Annotated in this window: 14 protein-coding genes; 9 read left to right on the top strand and 5 right to left on the bottom strand. The window is 58.6% G+C overall.

The genetic code is table 11. The features are described 5' to 3' along the window. Nucleotides 1-13: 13 nt before the first annotated feature. Both C8K63_RS24775 and C8K63_RS24770 read right to left on the bottom strand, forming a co-directional pair. Nucleotides 14-766 (bottom strand): UDP-2,3-diacylglucosamine diphosphatase, encoded by a 753-nt coding sequence (locus tag C8K63_RS24775; RefSeq protein WP_108219071.1) that lies wholly within the window; start codon nt 764-766, stop codon nt 14-16. After that, nucleotides 763-1,266, bottom strand: coding sequence for a peptidylprolyl isomerase (locus tag C8K63_RS24770; RefSeq protein ID WP_008053603.1), 504 nt, complete (start codon nt 1,264-1,266; stop codon nt 763-765). The genes C8K63_RS24775 and C8K63_RS24770 overlap by 4 nt, the downstream gene beginning before the upstream one ends. A gap of 252 nt (nt 1,267-1,518) precedes the next feature. Between C8K63_RS24770 and C8K63_RS24765 the strand changes: the two genes are divergently transcribed. Next, entirely contained in the window at nt 1,519-3,216 is a 1,698-nt protein-coding gene (locus C8K63_RS24765) for a glutamine--tRNA ligase/YqeY domain fusion protein (protein WP_108219070.1), read from the top strand. Between the two features lie 14 nt (nt 3,217-3,230). Then, nucleotides 3,231-4,613 (top strand): cysteine--tRNA ligase, encoded by a 1,383-nt coding sequence (cysS, locus tag C8K63_RS24760; protein ID WP_108219069.1) that lies wholly within the window; start codon nt 3,231-3,233, stop codon nt 4,611-4,613. 147 nt (nt 4,614-4,760) lie between these two features. Here the strand turns inward: cysS and C8K63_RS24755 are convergent, their stop codons facing one another. After that, the gene (locus C8K63_RS24755; protein ID WP_108219068.1) at nt 4,761-6,596 is read right to left on the bottom strand and encodes a sigma-54-dependent Fis family transcriptional regulator; all 1,836 of its coding nucleotides are present in this window, start codon (nt 6,594-6,596) and stop codon (nt 4,761-4,763) included. 382 nt (nt 6,597-6,978) lie between these two features. On the opposite strand from C8K63_RS24755, the gene C8K63_RS24750 reads away from it, so the two are divergent. Genes C8K63_RS24750 through C8K63_RS24725 form a run of 6 tightly spaced genes read left to right on the top strand, consistent with a single transcriptional unit; the run spans nt 6,979 to nt 12,934 of the window. Further along, the gene (locus C8K63_RS24750) at nt 6,979-8,073 is read left to right on the top strand and encodes an ABC transporter ATP-binding protein (RefSeq protein WP_108219067.1); all 1,095 of its coding nucleotides are present in this window, start codon (nt 6,979-6,981) and stop codon (nt 8,071-8,073) included. Continuing rightward, nucleotides 8,073-9,188: an ABC transporter ATP-binding protein gene (locus C8K63_RS24745; RefSeq protein WP_108219066.1), complete on the top strand. Its 1,116-nt coding sequence runs from the start codon at nt 8,073-8,075 to the stop codon at nt 9,186-9,188. Before C8K63_RS24750 ends, C8K63_RS24745 begins: the two co-directional genes overlap by 1 nt. Beyond that, a complete protein-coding gene (locus C8K63_RS24740; protein ID WP_108219065.1) occupies nt 9,185-10,051 on the top strand; it encodes a carbohydrate ABC transporter permease in 867 nt (288 codons plus the stop codon). Before C8K63_RS24745 ends, C8K63_RS24740 begins: the two co-directional genes overlap by 4 nt. 9 nt (nt 10,052-10,060) lie before the next feature. Further along, nucleotides 10,061-10,861 carry a carbohydrate ABC transporter permease gene (locus C8K63_RS24735; RefSeq protein WP_108219064.1) on the top strand — a complete coding sequence of 267 codons (801 nt, stop codon included), beginning with the start codon at nt 10,061-10,063 and terminating at the stop codon, nt 10,859-10,861. Between the two features lie 10 nt (nt 10,862-10,871). Further along, nucleotides 10,872-11,144: a DUF2160 domain-containing protein gene (locus C8K63_RS24730; protein ID WP_108219175.1), complete on the top strand. Its 273-nt coding sequence runs from the start codon at nt 10,872-10,874 to the stop codon at nt 11,142-11,144. Between the two features lie 47 nt (nt 11,145-11,191). Next, entirely contained in the window at nt 11,192-12,934 is a 1,743-nt protein-coding gene (locus tag C8K63_RS24725; RefSeq protein WP_108219063.1) for an ABC transporter substrate-binding protein, read from the top strand. Between the two features lie 183 nt (nt 12,935-13,117). Here the strand turns inward: C8K63_RS24725 and C8K63_RS24720 are convergent, their stop codons facing one another. Together C8K63_RS24720 and C8K63_RS24715 are read right to left on the bottom strand one after the other, a co-directional pair. Further along, nucleotides 13,118-13,303, bottom strand: coding sequence for a hypothetical protein (locus C8K63_RS24720; protein ID WP_108219062.1), 186 nt, complete (start codon nt 13,301-13,303; stop codon nt 13,118-13,120). A gap of 148 nt (nt 13,304-13,451) precedes the next feature. Then, nucleotides 13,452-13,811 (bottom strand): DUF6124 family protein, encoded by a 360-nt coding sequence (locus C8K63_RS24715; RefSeq protein WP_108219061.1) that lies wholly within the window; start codon nt 13,809-13,811, stop codon nt 13,452-13,454. A gap of 768 nt (nt 13,812-14,579) precedes the next feature. On the opposite strand from C8K63_RS24715, the gene C8K63_RS24710 reads away from it, so the two are divergent. Then, nucleotides 14,580-15,077, top strand: a complete 498-nt coding sequence (locus C8K63_RS24710) for a hypothetical protein (protein WP_108219060.1) — start codon at nt 14,580-14,582, stop codon at nt 15,075-15,077. Nucleotides 15,078-15,192: the final 115 nt, after the last annotated feature.

The following is a 15,192-nucleotide window of genomic DNA, read 5'->3' as shown; positions in this document are numbered from 1 at the left end:
TGTGTTTCGGGCATCAGTTCGCGGGTGCTGCCAGCTGCGGTGGCGGCGTGAAATCAAAGGGCGCCAGCGCAAACCCCTGCTCATCCACCTGCAACGCCCACCCTTGACGATCCCAATCCCCCAGCACAATGCGCCTGGCCGCTTGCTCGCCCAACTGCAACTTATGAATCGCGGGACGGTGGGTATGCCCGTGGATCAAGGTCTTCACGCCGTATTGCTGCATGATCCGCGGAATCTCTTCGGGTGTGACATCGACGATGTCATTGGCCTTCATCCGTACCTGGCTTCGACTTTCACTGCGCAACTTGCGCGCCAGTTTCTGCCGGGTGCTCAGCGGTAAGTGCCGCAGGATGAACAGGGAGATCGGGTTGCGCAGGTAGCGCCGCAATTTCATATAACCCACGTCGCGGGTGCAGAGGCTGTCGCCGTGCATCAGCAGCACCGGCTCACCGTTGAACTGCACGACACTCGGATCTTTCAACAAGGTGCAGCCGGCTGCTTTGCAGAAGGCCTTGCCGAGCATGAAGTCGCGATTGCCGTGCATCAGGAAAATAGCCGTGCCGCTGTCGCTCAAATCGCGCAGGGCCTGGCAGATGGAACGCTGGAAGGGTGTCATGGCGTCGTCGCCAATCCACACCTCGAAAAAGTCGCCCAGAATGTACAACGCACTCGCCGAGCGGGCGCGTCCGGCGAGCAAATCCAGAAACGCCCGGGTAATGTCCGGGCGCTCCTCTTCCAGATGCAAGTCTGAAATCAGCAATATCACTCAATGATCTCGGCTTTCTCGATGATCACGTCGTCTGCCGGTACGTCCTGGTGGCCGGACTTGGAGGTGGTGGCCACGCCTTTGATCTTGTCGACAACGTCGGTGCCTGCGGTTACTTTGCCGAATACCGCGTAGCCCCAGCCCTGCACGTTCTTGCCGCTGTGGTTGAGGAAGCTGTTGTCGGCCACGTTGATGAAGAACTGGGCGGAAGCCGAATGCGGTTCCATGGTGCGGGCCATGGCGACGGTGTACTTGTCGTTGGAAAGACCGTTATCCGCTTCGTTCTGGATGCTTGGACGCTTGTCTTTCTTTTCTTTCATGCCTGGCTCGAAACCGCCGCCCTGGATCATGAAGTTACCGATGACACGGTGGAAAACGGTGTTTTCGTAGTGACCGGCTTTGACGTATTCGACGAAGTTGGCCACGGTGATCGGGGCTTTATCGGCGTTCAGTTCGAGGACGATGTCGCCGAAGTTGGTAGTCAGTTTGACTTGGGTCATGATCGTTACTCTTTATAAGGAATTCGTGGTGTTGGAACCTCATGTCCCGCCACCGGTTCAGCCTGTTTTGGCCAAGGTGCGCAGTTTAGCCTGCCAGACGCGAATTTCGAGGCTGTTTTTTCATTTGCGGCCTATTAAATGCGACGGTTTACAGAGCTCGCTCTGTCAGGTACTTGACGGCATCGGCTATGATAGCGGCTTTGTTTTGTCCGGCCTTCATTACGGCCACGCACTTGTACGTTCAAGGATCCTATGAGCAAGCCCACTGTCGACCCTACCTCGAATGCCAAGACCGGCCCTGCCGTGCCGGTCAACTTCCTGCGGCCGATCATCCAGGCAGACCTGGACTCGGGCAAGCACACGCAAATCGTCACCCGTTTCCCGCCTGAACCCAACGGCTACCTGCACATCGGTCACGCCAAGTCGATCTGTGTGAACTTCGGCCTGGCCCAGGAGTTCGGCGGCGTCACGCACCTGCGTTTCGACGACACCAACCCGGCCAAGGAAGACCAGGAATACATCGACGCGATCGAAAGCGACGTCAAATGGCTGGGCTTCGAGTGGTCCGGTGAAGTGCGCTACGCCTCGCAATATTTCGACCAGCTGCACGACTGGGCGGTAGAGCTGATCAAGGCCGGCAAGGCCTATGTTGACGACCTGACCCCTGAACAAGCCAAGGAATACCGTGGCAGCCTGACCGAGCCGGGCAAGAACAGTCCGTTCCGCGACCGCTCGGTTGAAGAAAACCTCGACCTGTTTGCCCGCATGAAGGCCGGCGAGTTCAAGGACGGCGCACGCGTGCTGCGGGCCAAGATCGACATGGCTTCGCCGAACATGAACCTGCGCGATCCGATCATGTACCGCATCCGGCATGCCCATCACCACCAGACCGGTGACAAGTGGTGCATTTACCCGAACTACGACTTCACCCACGGTCAGTCGGACGCCATCGAAGGCATTACCCACTCGATCTGCACCCTGGAGTTCGAAAGCCATCGCCCGCTGTACGACTGGTTCCTCGATAACCTGCCAGTGCCGGCGCACCCGCGCCAGTACGAGTTCAGCCGCCTGAACCTGAACTACACCATCACCAGCAAGCGCAAGCTCAAGCAGCTTGTGGACGAAGGTCACGTCAATGGCTGGGACGACCCGCGCATGTCCACGCTGTCGGGCTTCCGCCGCCGTGGCTACACGCCGAAATCGATCCGCAACTTCTGCGAAATGATCGGCACCAACCGTTCCGACGGCGTGGTCGACTTCGGCATGCTCGAATTCAGCATCCGCGACGACCTCGACCATAGCGCCCCGCGTGCCATGTGCGTGTTGCGTCCGCTGAAAGTCGTGATCACCAACTACCCGGAAGGCCAGGTCGAGAACCTCGAACTGCCGTGCCATCCGAAAGAAGACATGGGCATGCGCGTTCTGCCATTCGCCCGTGAGATCTATATCGACCGTGAAGACTTCATGGAAGAGCCGCCAAAAGGCTACAAGCGCCTGGAGCCGAACGGCGAAGTGCGTCTGCGCGGCAGCTACGTGATCCGTGCCGACGAAGCGATCAAGGACGCCGACGGCAATATCGTCGAACTGCGCTGCTCGTACGATCCGGACACCCTGGGCAAGAACCCTGAAGGTCGCAAGGTCAAAGGCGTGGTGCACTGGGTGCCGGCTGCGGCCAGCGTCGAATGCGAAGTGCGTCTGTACGATCGTCTGTTCCGTTCTGCGAACCCGGAAAAAGCCGAAGACAGTGCCAGTTTCCTGGACAACATCAACCCTGACTCGCTGCAAGTTCTCACTGGTTGTCGTGCTGAACCCTCGCTGGGCAATGCACAGCCGGAAGACCGTTTCCAGTTCGAGCGCGAAGGTTACTTCGTCGCGGATATCAAGGACTCGAAACCAGGTCAGCCGGTATTCAACCGTACCGTGACCTTGCGTGATTCGTGGGGCCAGTGATTCAAGGATTAAACGTGCTTACGATCTACAACACGCTCACCAAGAGCAAAGAAGTCTTCAAGCCGCTCGATGGCAACAAGGTGCGCATGTACGTGTGCGGCATGACCGTGTACGACTACTGCCACCTGGGCCACGGCCGCAGCATGGTCGCGTTCGACCTGGTGACGCGCTGGTTGCGCTTCAGCGGCTACGACCTGACCTACGTGCGCAACATCACCGACATCGACGACAAGATCATCAATCGTGCCCGCGAGAACGGCGAGTCGTTCGAAGCGCTGACCGAGCGCATGATCGCGGCGATGCACGAAGATGAAGCGCGCCTGAACATCAAGAAGCCGGACATGGAGCCGCGTGCCACCGATCATATCCCGGGCATGCACACGATGATCCAGACCCTGATCGACAAGGGCTACGCCTATGCCCCGGGCAATGGCGACGTGTACTACCGCGTCGGCAAGTTCATGGGCTACGGCAAGCTGTCGCGCAAGAAGATCGAAGACCTGCGCATCGGCGCACGGATCGAAGTCGACGAGTCGAAACAGGACCCGCTGGACTTCGTATTGTGGAAAGCCGCCAAGCCGGGCGAGCCGAGCTGGGAATCGCCATGGGGCGCCGGACGTCCGGGCTGGCACATCGAGTGCTCGGTGATGTCGACCTGCTGCCTCGGCGATACTTTCGACATTCATGGCGGCGGCAGCGACCTCGAGTTCCCGCACCACGAAAACGAAATCGCCCAGAGCGAAGCGGCCACCGGCAAGACCTACGCCAACGCGTGGATGCATTGCGGCATGATCCGCATCAATGGCGAGAAGATGTCCAAGTCCTTGAACAACTTCTTCACCATCCGCGACGTGCTCGACAAGTACCACCCGGAAGTCGTGCGTTACCTGCTGGTGTCGAGCCACTACCGCAGCGCCATCAACTACTCGGAAGACAACCTCAAGGACGCCAAGGGCGCCCTGGAGCGTTTCTACCATGCGTTGAAAGGTCTGCCGAGCGTGGCGCCGGCGGGCGGCGAAGCCTTCGTCGAGCGCTTCACCCAGGTGATGAACGACGACTTCGGCACGCCGGAAGCCTGCGCGGTGCTGTTCGAGATGGTCCGCGAGATCAACCGCCTGCGCGAGAGCGATCTGGATGCAGCGGCCGGTCTGGCAGCCCGCCTGAAGGAATTGGCCAGCGTGCTGGGTGTGTTGCAGCTCGAAGCCGATGACTTCCTGCAGGCCGGCGCCGAAGGGCGTGTGGATGCCGCTGAAGTCGAGGCGCTGATCGCTGCGCGCTTGGCGGCACGTGCCGGCAAGGACTGGGCCGAATCCGACCGCATCCGCGACCAGCTCACCGCCATGGGCGTGGTGCTGGAAGACGGCAAGGGCGGGACGACCTGGCGATTGGCTGACTGATTGCTTGATCCGCTGTAAAACAAAACCCGCCATGTGCGGGTTTTTGTTTTTTTATAATCAAAAGATCGCAGCCTGCGGCAGCTCCTACACTGGAATCGCATACACCCTGTAGGAGTTGCCGCAGGCTGCGATCTTTTGATCTGGCTTTTAACCCTCCGACTGACGCAACCGCTTGTACAGGGTATTGCGACTAACCCCCAACCGTCGGGCCAGATACGAAATATTCCCCCCAACTGCCTGCAACTGCCGGTTCAATTCCTCGACATCATTGAGGTCGACCACCAGTGGCTCGGGCGTCTCCACCGGCTCCATCTCCAGATCAACAAAAAAATCATCCGGCAAATGTTCCGGCCGCACCGGTTGTTCCTCGGCCATTGCCAATGCCACCTGCATCACACTGCTGACCTGGCGCAAATTCCCCGGCCACGGGTGGCGGTCGAACAACTCCAATACCTCGCGGCTCAGTCCAGCCCATTGGCTGGGTTCGCGATGCTGTTCCCACAGGCGTTTGAACAGCGCCTCTTTATCGCTGCGCTCTCTTAACGGTGGCAGCTCCAGGGTCAGGCCGCCGATGCGGTAGTACAGGTCTTCACGAAACCGCCCCAGTTGTACCTGTTCGCGCAACGAGCGATTGGTCGCTGAAATGATGCGCAAGTCCACCGGGAACAACTCGCTGCTGCCCACCGGTTGCACGCAGCGCTCCTGCAACACCCGCAACAGTCGCGCCTGGGTCGGCAGCGGCATGTCACCGATTTCGTCGAGAAACAGCGTGCCTTTGTCAGCCTTGCGGATCAGCCCAATGCTGCCTTTCTGGTTGGCGCCGGTGAACGCGCCTTTCTCATAGCCGAACAACTCGGATTCCACCAGTTCGGCGGGAATCGCCGCACAGTTGACGGCGATGAACGCTTGTTTGCTGCGCGAGCTGGCCTGATGCAGGGCTTTGACGAACACTTCCTTGCCGACCCCGGTTTCGCCGTGGATCAGCAAGGGAATGTCTTTTTCCAGCAAGCGCTCGGCCTGACGCACGGCTTTTTCCACGCGGCTGTCGCCGAAATGCAAGGTGTTGAGGCTGATGGCCGCGGGTGCAGCTACAACCGGCTCGGTGAACACTCGAGGTTGAATTGATGCCTGTTTGGGCCGCTTCAACAGGCACTGGAAGCGGTTGCGCCCAGAGGTTTGCAGGGCGAAGGGCAGGCCTTCTGGCTGGTTGAGCAGCTCCAGCAGCGAGACCTTGAACAGGCTCTCGACACTGACCCGCGACAGGCTGATGCCCAGCAGATTATCGGCCCTGCGATTGGCCGACAGCACCTGGCCGGTTTCATCGAAGATCAGCAAGCCAGCCCACTGACTGTCGAAGTTGTTCAGGCCGGTATTGAACGTCAGCTGGAAATGCTGGCCATGGAACAGGTTGAGGATCAGCCGGTTTTCCACGGTCTGGCTCATCATCTTGACCATGCCCAGGGTGTGGGAGGGCGGCAGGTAGCTGTCACTGGATACGTCCAGCACCGCGATCACCTTGCGCTCGGCATCGAAAATCGGCGCAGCGGAGCCGGTCATGAAGCGGTTGGCCTTGAGGAAATGTTCGTCGTGTTCGATGTGCACCGCTTGTTCACAGGCCAGGGCGGTGCCAATGGCGTTGGTGCCGGTGCAGCGTTCCATCCAGCTGGCGCCGGCGCTGAACCCCCGGGCCAGTTTGGGTTCGATAAAGCGCTGGGTTCCCCAGGACGTGAGCACCTGGCCCTGATGGTCGGCGAGCATGATCAGGCAATTGGAATTGCTCAGGATGTTTTCGTAGTAGGGCAGCACTTCCTGGTGGGTGGTTTGCACCAGTGAATGCTGGCTCTCCAGCAGCTGCGCGATGCCCGCGGCCGGTAATTGGTCGAATGCGGGCGTGCTCTGATGACTGAGGCCGAACGCGCGGCAACGGGACCAGGAGTCCTGGATGATGGCGTCGTGGGACAACGGCGATGCGGGTGCGGCCATGGCAGTCGATCTCTGGGCAAGCTTTTATTGTTTTTATGGTGACTTCAACTACGCACGGTCCCTGTAGGAGCGAGCTTGCTCGCGATGGACGTTAACGGAGAAGAGGGCTGCCTGAATAAACGCGGCGCTCTCAAGTGCATCGCGAGCAAGCTCGCTCCTACAGGGGGCGTGAACAGTCCGTAGAGTGTTGTTCACTATTGTTCACTGTCAATGGGTGAATTGTTCAATTGTTCATTTCCGATTGTTCATTTGTGTTCAGCAACGAACGTCGATTGACTATGTTTTTCAATAATTTCAAGTTGAATCAACAGTTTGTGATTTCTGGCATGTTTGTCGCTTTAGAGCTCCGGTCGCTTGACTCCAATAATAAAAAGGCCGAGCCATGTCACTCACCCTGGAGCACGTCAGCCGCACCGTCGAGGGCCAGATCTGGATCGACGATGCCAACCTGAGTTTTGAACCCGGTTCCTTCAACGTTTTGCTGGGTCGCACCTTGTCCGGCAAAACCAGCCTGATGCGCTTGATGGCCGGTCTGGACAAGCCCGACAGCGGCCGCATCCTGATGAACGGCGTCGATGTCACCCAGCGCCCGGTGCGCCTGCGCAACGTGTCGATGGTGTATCAGCAGTTCATCAATTACCCGACCATGACCGTCTTCGAGAACATCGCCTCGCCGCTGCGCCAGGCCGGTGTGTCCAGCGAGCTGATCCAGAGCAAGGTGCTGGAAACCGCGAAGATGCTGCGCATCGAGAAATTTCTCCAGCGCCATCCCCTCGAACTCTCCGGCGGCCAACAACAGCGTACGGCCATGGCCCGGGCGCTGGTCAAGGACGCCGAGCTGATCCTGTTCGACGAGCCACTGGTCAACCTCGATTACAAGTTGCGCGAAGAGCTGCGCCAGGAAATGCGCGAGCTGTTCAAGGCGCGCCACACCATTGCCATTTACGCCACCACCGAACCCAACGAAGCCCTGGCCCTGGGCGGTACCACGACCATTCTTCATGAAGGCCGGGTGATCCAGAGCGGCCAGTCCTCGTCGGTTTATCACCAACCGCAATCGGTGCTGGCGGCCGAGCTGTTCTCCGAGCCGCCGATCAATTTGATGCCGGGGCGCATTGCCGGCAACGAAGTGAGTTTCGCCAATTTCGTGCACTTCCCCCTGAACGTCGATCTGCGCCCGGTGGGCGAGGGCGAGTTCCGCTTCGGCGTGCGGCCCAGCCATATTTCGCTGGTACCGAGCAATGATGATGATCTTGAGCTGGCGGTGACCGTCGAGGTGGCCGAGATCAGCGGCTCGGAAACCTTCCTGCACGTGCGCAACGAGCACTTCCTGCTGGTGCTGCACTTGCCGGGTGTCCACGAATACGACGTCGATGCGCCGATCCGCATCTACATCCCGACCCATAAACTGTTTGTGTTCGATACGCAGGGGCGCCTGGTCCAGGCGCCGGGCCGGCGTGTCACGAGGGTTGCCTGATGGCCGAAATCCGTTTGCAGAACCTCGCCCACAGCTACACCAAGACCCCGGTGGGACCTGAGGACTACGCGATCCGCGAAATGGATCACATCTGGGAGCAGGGTGGTGCCTACGCCTTGCTCGGACCATCGGGTTGCGGCAAGTCAACCTTGCTCAACATCATTTCCGGGTTGCTCAGCCCGTCCCAGGGCCATGTGCTGTTCGACGGCAAAGCGGTCAACGACCTGACCCCGGAGAAGCGCAACATCGCCCAGGTTTTCCAGTTTCCGGTGGTCTACGACACCATGACGGTGTTCGACAACCTGGCCTTCCCGTTGCGCAATCAAGGCATGGTGGAAGCGAAAATTCACAGCAAAGTGCAGGAAATCGCTGAAGTCCTCGACCTCCAGGCACTGCTGTACAAGAAAGCTCGCAACCTCACCGCCGACGAAAAACAGAAAGTCTCCATGGGCCGTGGGCTGGTGCGCGATGACGTGTCGGCGATCCTGTTCGACGAGCCGCTGACGGTGATCGACCCGCACCTGAAGTGGAAGCTGCGACGCAAGCTCAAGCAGATCCACGAACAGTTCAACATCACCATGGTCTACGTCACCCACGATCAGCTGGAGGCCTCGACCTTCGCCGACAAGATTGCGGTGATGTACGGCGGGCAGATCGTGCAATTCGGCACGCCGCGGGAGTTGTTCGAGCGCCCGAGCCACACCTTTGTCGGCTACTTCATTGGCAGTCCGGGGATGAACCTGATCGACGTGCAGCCGCAACCGGGTGGTGTCGGTTTCGCCTCGACGCACTTGCCGCTGTCCGAGGCGATGCAGCAGCGTATTGCCGAATCGGAGTGGAAAACCCTGAAGGTCGGCATTCGTCCGGAGTTCGTCCATGTGTGGGACGAAGCCTTTGATGACGCACTGCGGGCAAAGGTCGTACACGTCGAAGACCTGGGCACTTACAAGATCATGAGCCTCGACCTCGATGGCGTCCCCCTGAAAGTGCGTCTGGCCGAAGACAAACCGGTGCCCCAGGGCACGGCCTACATCAGCTTTCCGGCGCAGTGGCTGATGGTCTACGCCGACGAATTCCTCCTGGAAACCCAAGCCAACATTGAGGTGCAGCCATGAACAAGGTGCAGAACAACAAGGCCTGGTGGCTGGTGCTGCCGGTGTTCCTGCTGGTGGCGTTCAGTGCGGTGGTCCCGATGATGACCGTGGTCAACTATTCGGTGCAGGATATTTTCGACCAGTCCAGCCGCTATTTCGTCGGTGCCGACTGGTACAAGCAAGTGCTGCTCGACCCGAGGCTGCATGACTCCTTGCTGCGTCAGTTCATCTATTCCGCCTGTGTGCTGCTGATCGAAATTCCACTGGGCATCGCCATTGCCCTGACCATGCCGACCAAGGGCCGCTGGTCTTCGGTGGTGCTGATCGTGCTGGCGATCCCGTTGCTCATCCCGTGGAACGTGGTCGGCACCATCTGGCAGATCTTCGGCCGCGCCGATATCGGCCTGCTGGGGGCGAGTCTCAAGGCCATGGGCATCAGCTACAACTATGCGGCGAACACCATGGACGCCTGGGTCACGGTGCTGATCATGGACGTCTGGCACTGGACTTCGCTGGTGGCGTTGCTGTGCTTCTCCGGGTTGCGGGCGATTCCCGACGTGTATTACCAGGCGGCGCGGATCGACCGTGCCTCGGCCTGGGCGGTGTTCCGGCATATCCAGTTGCCCAAGCTCAAGAGTGTGCTGCTGATCGCGGTGATGCTGCGCTTCATGGACAGTTTCATGATCTACACCGAACCGTTCGTACTCACGGGCGGTGGTCCTGGCAATGCCACGACCTTCCTCAGTCAGACCTTGACCCAGATGGCCGTAGGGCAATTCGACCTGGGGCCGGCAGCGGCATTCTCGCTGGTGTACTTCCTGATCATCCTGTTGGTGTCCTGGCTGTTCTATACCGCCATGACTCATTCCGACGCCAACCGCTGAGGCCCGGCCATGAGCAAGAGAAAGCTTATTCCGCTGCTGATCTACATCCTGTTCCTGCTGGTGCCGATCTACTGGCTGCTGAACATGTCCTTCAAGAGCAACACCGAAATCCTCGGCGGCCTGACGCTTTTCCCACAGGATTTCACCCTGGCCAACTACAAGGTGATCTTCACCGATCCGAGCTGGTACACCGGCTACATCAACTCGGCGTACTACGTGAGTCTGAACACGATCATTTCCCTGACCGTGGCGCTACCGGCGGCCTATGCGTTTTCGCGTTACCGATTCCTCGGCGACAAGCACCTGTTCTTCTGGCTGCTGACCAACCGCATGGCGCCGCCGGCGGTGTTCCTGTTGCCGTTCTTCCAGCTCTACTCCTCGATTGGCCTGTTCGACACTCACATCGCCGTGGCCCTGGCTCACTGCCTGTTCAACGTGCCCTTGGCGGTGTGGATTCTCGAAGGTTTCATGTCCGGCGTGCCCAAGGAAATCGACGAAACCGCCTACATCGATGGCTACAGTTTTCCCAAGTTCTTCGTGAAGATTTTCATCCCGCTGATTGGCTCCGGCATTGGCGTCACGGCGTTCTTCTGCTTCATGTTTTCCTGGGTCGAACTGCTGCTGGCACGAACGCTCACGTCGGTGAACGCCAAACCGATCGCCGCGGTGATGACCCGCACGGTCTCGGCATCCGGCATCGACTGGGGCGTGCTGGCGGCGGCGGGGGTGTTGACCATCCTGCCGGGCATGCTGGTGATCTGGTTCGTGCGCAACCACGTGGCCAAGGGCTTTGCCCTGGGCCGGGTATGAGGAACTGATGATGGAATGGATGAGCTGGACCACCCCCACGGCGGCATTCTTCAGCGTGATTGCCCTGGTCCTGGTGGTCATGACCACTTGGGAATTGCGTTCGCCGAGCATCCTTCGGCGTGGTTTTCTGCCGATTGCCACCACCCGTGGCGATCGCTTGTTTATCGGTCTTCTCGGCAGCGCCTACCTGCACTTGCTGGTAATCGGCGTCACCGACTGGAGCATCTGGGTCGCCTTCGCGATGTCCCTGGTGTGGCTGTTGGCTGTGATGCGTTGGGGCTAGTCGAATCGCTCGGCAATGTTGCTCCGAAACTTAAACAGGAGGTCTCTATGTTCGACAAAAACAATAAGCTGCGACATAGCATTTCATTGGCAGCCATGCTGGCACTCAGCGGTTTGAGCGCTTCGGCCTGGGCCGATGCCTACGAAGATGCCGCGAAAAAATGGATCGGCAGTGAATTCAAACCGTCCACACTCACGGCCGAACAACAACTGGAAGAGCTGAAGTGGTTCATCAAGGCGGCGGAGCCATTTCGCGGGATGAGCATCAAGGTGGTGTCGGAAACCATCGCCACCCACGAATACGAGTCCAAGGTGCTGGCCAAGGCCTTCACCGAAATCACCGGGATCAAGCTGACCCACGACTTGCTGCAGGAAGGCGACGTGGTGGAAAAACTGCAGACCGTGATGCAATCGGACAAGAGTATCTATGACGGCTGGGTCAACGACTCGGACCTGATCGGCACGCACTTTCGCTACGGCAAGACCGAATCGATCACCGACCTGATGGCCAACGAGGGCAAGGACTTCACCTCGCCGACCCTGGACATCAAGGACTTCATCGGCATTTCTTTCACCACCGCGCCGGACGGCAAGATCTATCAACTGCCTGACCAGCAGTTCGCCAACCTCTACTGGTTCCGCGCCGACTGGTTCGAGCGTCCGGAGCTGAAAGCCAGGTTCAAGGAAAAGTACGGCTACGAGCTCGGCGTGCCGGTGAACTGGTCAGCCTATGAAGACATCGCCAAATTCTTCAGCGAAGACGTCAAGGAAATCGACGGCAAACGTGTCTACGGGCACATGGACTACGGCAAGAAAGACCCGTCCCTGGGCTGGCGCTTCACCGATGCCTGGTTCTCCATGGCCGGTGGCGGCGACAAGGGCATCCCCAACGGCTTGCCGGTGGACGAGTGGGGCATCCGCGTCGAGGACTGCCATCCGGTGGGTTCCAGCGTGACCCGCGGCGGCGACACCAACGGGCCGGCGGCGGTGTTCGCCACCACCAAATACGTGGACTGGATGAAGAAGTACGCGCCACCGGAAGCGGCGGGCATGACCTTCTCCGAATCAGGTCCCGTGCCCTCCCAGGGCAACATCGCCCAGCAGATCTTCTGGTACACCGCGTTCACTGCCGACATGACCAAACCGGGCCTGGCGGTGATGAATGCCGACGGCACGCCGAAATGGCGCATGGCGCCTTCGCCGAAAGGTCCGTATTGGGAGGAGGGCATGAAACTCGGTTATCAGGATGCCGGCTCCTGGACGTTCATGAAGTCCACACCTGAGAAGCAAAAACTCGCGGCCTGGCTCTACGCGCAGTTCGTGACCTCGAAAACCGTGTCGCTGAAGAAAACCATCGTCGGCCTGACGCCGATCCGCGAGTCGGACATCAACTCGCAAGCCATGACCGACCTTGCGCCGAAACTCGGTGGCCTGGTGGAGTTCTATCGCAGCCCGGCCCGTGTGCAATGGACCCCGACCGGGACCAACGTGCCGGACTATCCACGCCTGGCGCAATTGTGGTGGAGCCACATTGCTGAAGCCGCCAGCGGCGAGAAAACCCCACAGCAGGCACTCGATGGGCTGGCCAAGGATCAGGACGCGATCATGACCCGTCTGGAGCGCTCGAAGGCCCAAGCCACCTGCGCCCCGAAAATGAACCCCGAGCGTGACGCGCAATACTGGTTCGACCAGCCGGGCGCACCTAAGCCGAAACTGGCGAACGAGAAGCCGAAAGGCGAAACCGTGAGCTACAACGAACTGCTGAAATCGTGGGAGGCGGCGCGTAAGTAAAGTGGTTGGAGTTTGAAAAGCGAACGGCGCCGAAAGGTGCCGTTCGCTTTTGTGCCTGATCCACCGCCTCCGGGCGGCGGTCTGACGAAGAGGCCATGCCAGACGGCCAGCTTTTCCAGCCGAACAAACATCTGTCAGAAACGCTGGTCGCTGAGCTGGTTAACCGCTTGTGGAACAGAAATCTTATTTGTGGGGGCCTTCGAAATCATCATGTATGTCATCAGGCAGGGGCGCGTCGAAGTCTTCGGGAAGCACCAATTTAACTTTCATCGCTCCTATACGTTGGTACCAGGGTTCAGCATCACTCAGACGCTCAGTAGCCAACGCATCAAAGCCATCTACGGGTTCGGAAAAGCTGTCACGGTTCATTTTCGTTCTCGCATTAATTTCGTTATCCAGCAGCTTGAGGCACAACCTATAGGTGTCAGAGCTCCAAGCACCATTGGCGGGGTACAAACTAGTCCGCTAATGGTGCGTTGTGCCTGAAAGTCGGCCGGAGCCACAGCTACCGGGACTATTAAGGTGGGTCAAGTTGGTCCAGTGCGCGATTGACCGCAAGTTCGCCCAGCATGATGACTTGCGCAATACCTAGTAGGGAGTTGCGCCTGGGCCCATCCATATGGTCCGCCAAATCCATGGTCATGACATTTGCCGAGGCCAGCGACTCGCAAGCATGGGCCAGGAGGGTTTCGGTATCTAGTTCGGGATTGACGATGAACATCGTGCCGGGTGTGCGCGGAGTCTCCATGATGGGGACCTCTGGCTTCAGGTGATAGTCGATGTCGCGCTCTGCGGCTTCGTGAAGGCTTTTTGAATCGAGGGTTTCGTACGGGGAAGCCGGATCGGTGTCTGGCGGATTAGGTGTGACCTTGAACATAGATGGAACTCCGATGCTATTTAAAGGGAGCCATCACCACCTCGCTACCAAACGAATGTATGGTCAGCCCAGTACGGGAGCCCCGGTAAATCTAAACTTACCGGGGCTCCCGTACTGGGCTGACCATCTCATTAGGGTGGCGACCATACGAAGGTTGGTAGACCGGGCATCGGAACCGGCGCTCCCGAAGGAGCCCTGCGCATGGCCACCATAAAAATACCGCCCAAACATTGGACAGCAAAAAGGTGACGCTATGCGTCGATGCTACGGGTCTACCAAACCCGGTCACTGTTTTTTTCAGCGACCGGCAAACGATAGAACCCATGTCAAAGACGCACAAGCCGGCGGATTCTGTCTTACCTGTAGGTAACGCCGCAAGGTGTTGTAGCTTTAACGAAGTAACTCTCCGAAACGATTAAATATGAGTGTTTAAATTTCTTTGAGCGCCGCGCAGGTGAGCAGGGTTCTCACGCAGTCTGGGAAGATGTCGTTTATTAGTCTACCCATCGGGCTACGCTCGCTCGTGAAAAACACCACACACAGTGCGCTTCAACTGCGCGAAAAATTATCTTTTATAACTACCGCTGTAGGAAATGGGTTGTTGGTTGTTAGGAAAATTCCTATTCGTTCATTTGACTATGCCATTGGATTGCGTTCAGCACGCGTTCCACCGTCTTATTCGTCGTCGCCCAATATTCTCTCTGCTCAGCGCTTCTGCCGAGATGAGAAGGAAAGGCACTCAATCCGATGACGATAAGGAAGTTGCAAATGAATGCACCTGTGCACCCCTTGTATACCAACGAAGTTTCTCCTGAGTTTCTCTGCCGACTGGACGACTCGTCTTTCACCGAGGAGCAACTTGCGGGATTTGACGACGAAGTCATGGCGATCATCCGTCAACAGCAGGTTTACGCGGAAACACATCCCCCTCGCGCGATTTTCCGTGTGGCAACCGAGGGCAGCCAAACCCGTGATGGCGGAGTGATCCAACAGGCAGCAGCGCCGCTGACGTTCACATTGGACAGCGGTCAGAAAGTAACTGCGGCACTGAAAGGCGATTACGTCGTGTACGCCGATGGGGGTACGGCGCAGATCGTCACGGGTGCGGGACAAGAAAATAGCGATGTGGCGCTGGTCGGCAGCCGTCTCTGCAATGGCGACGAGGTCATCAACACCTTACAAGGCGGTTGTTTGTTGGTGGGGCGTGCAGCTGTGCCGATGGCCGAGGACTTTCTGCCTTCCATCAAGGAGGAAGAACATCAATGAACGAAGGACATTTCATCGGTCTGCATGACAAGACCACCTGTGGCGGCAAGGTCCTGGATGGTGACACCCGGATCATGATGTACGGCATTGCCCATGCCCGCGAGGGTGATCGAGT

The organism is Pseudomonas sp. GV085, from assembly GCF_003050925.1.
GTDB lineage: Bacteria > Pseudomonadota > Gammaproteobacteria > Pseudomonadales > Pseudomonadaceae > Aquipseudomonas.
This window is presented reverse-complemented; position numbering and strand designations above follow the sequence as displayed.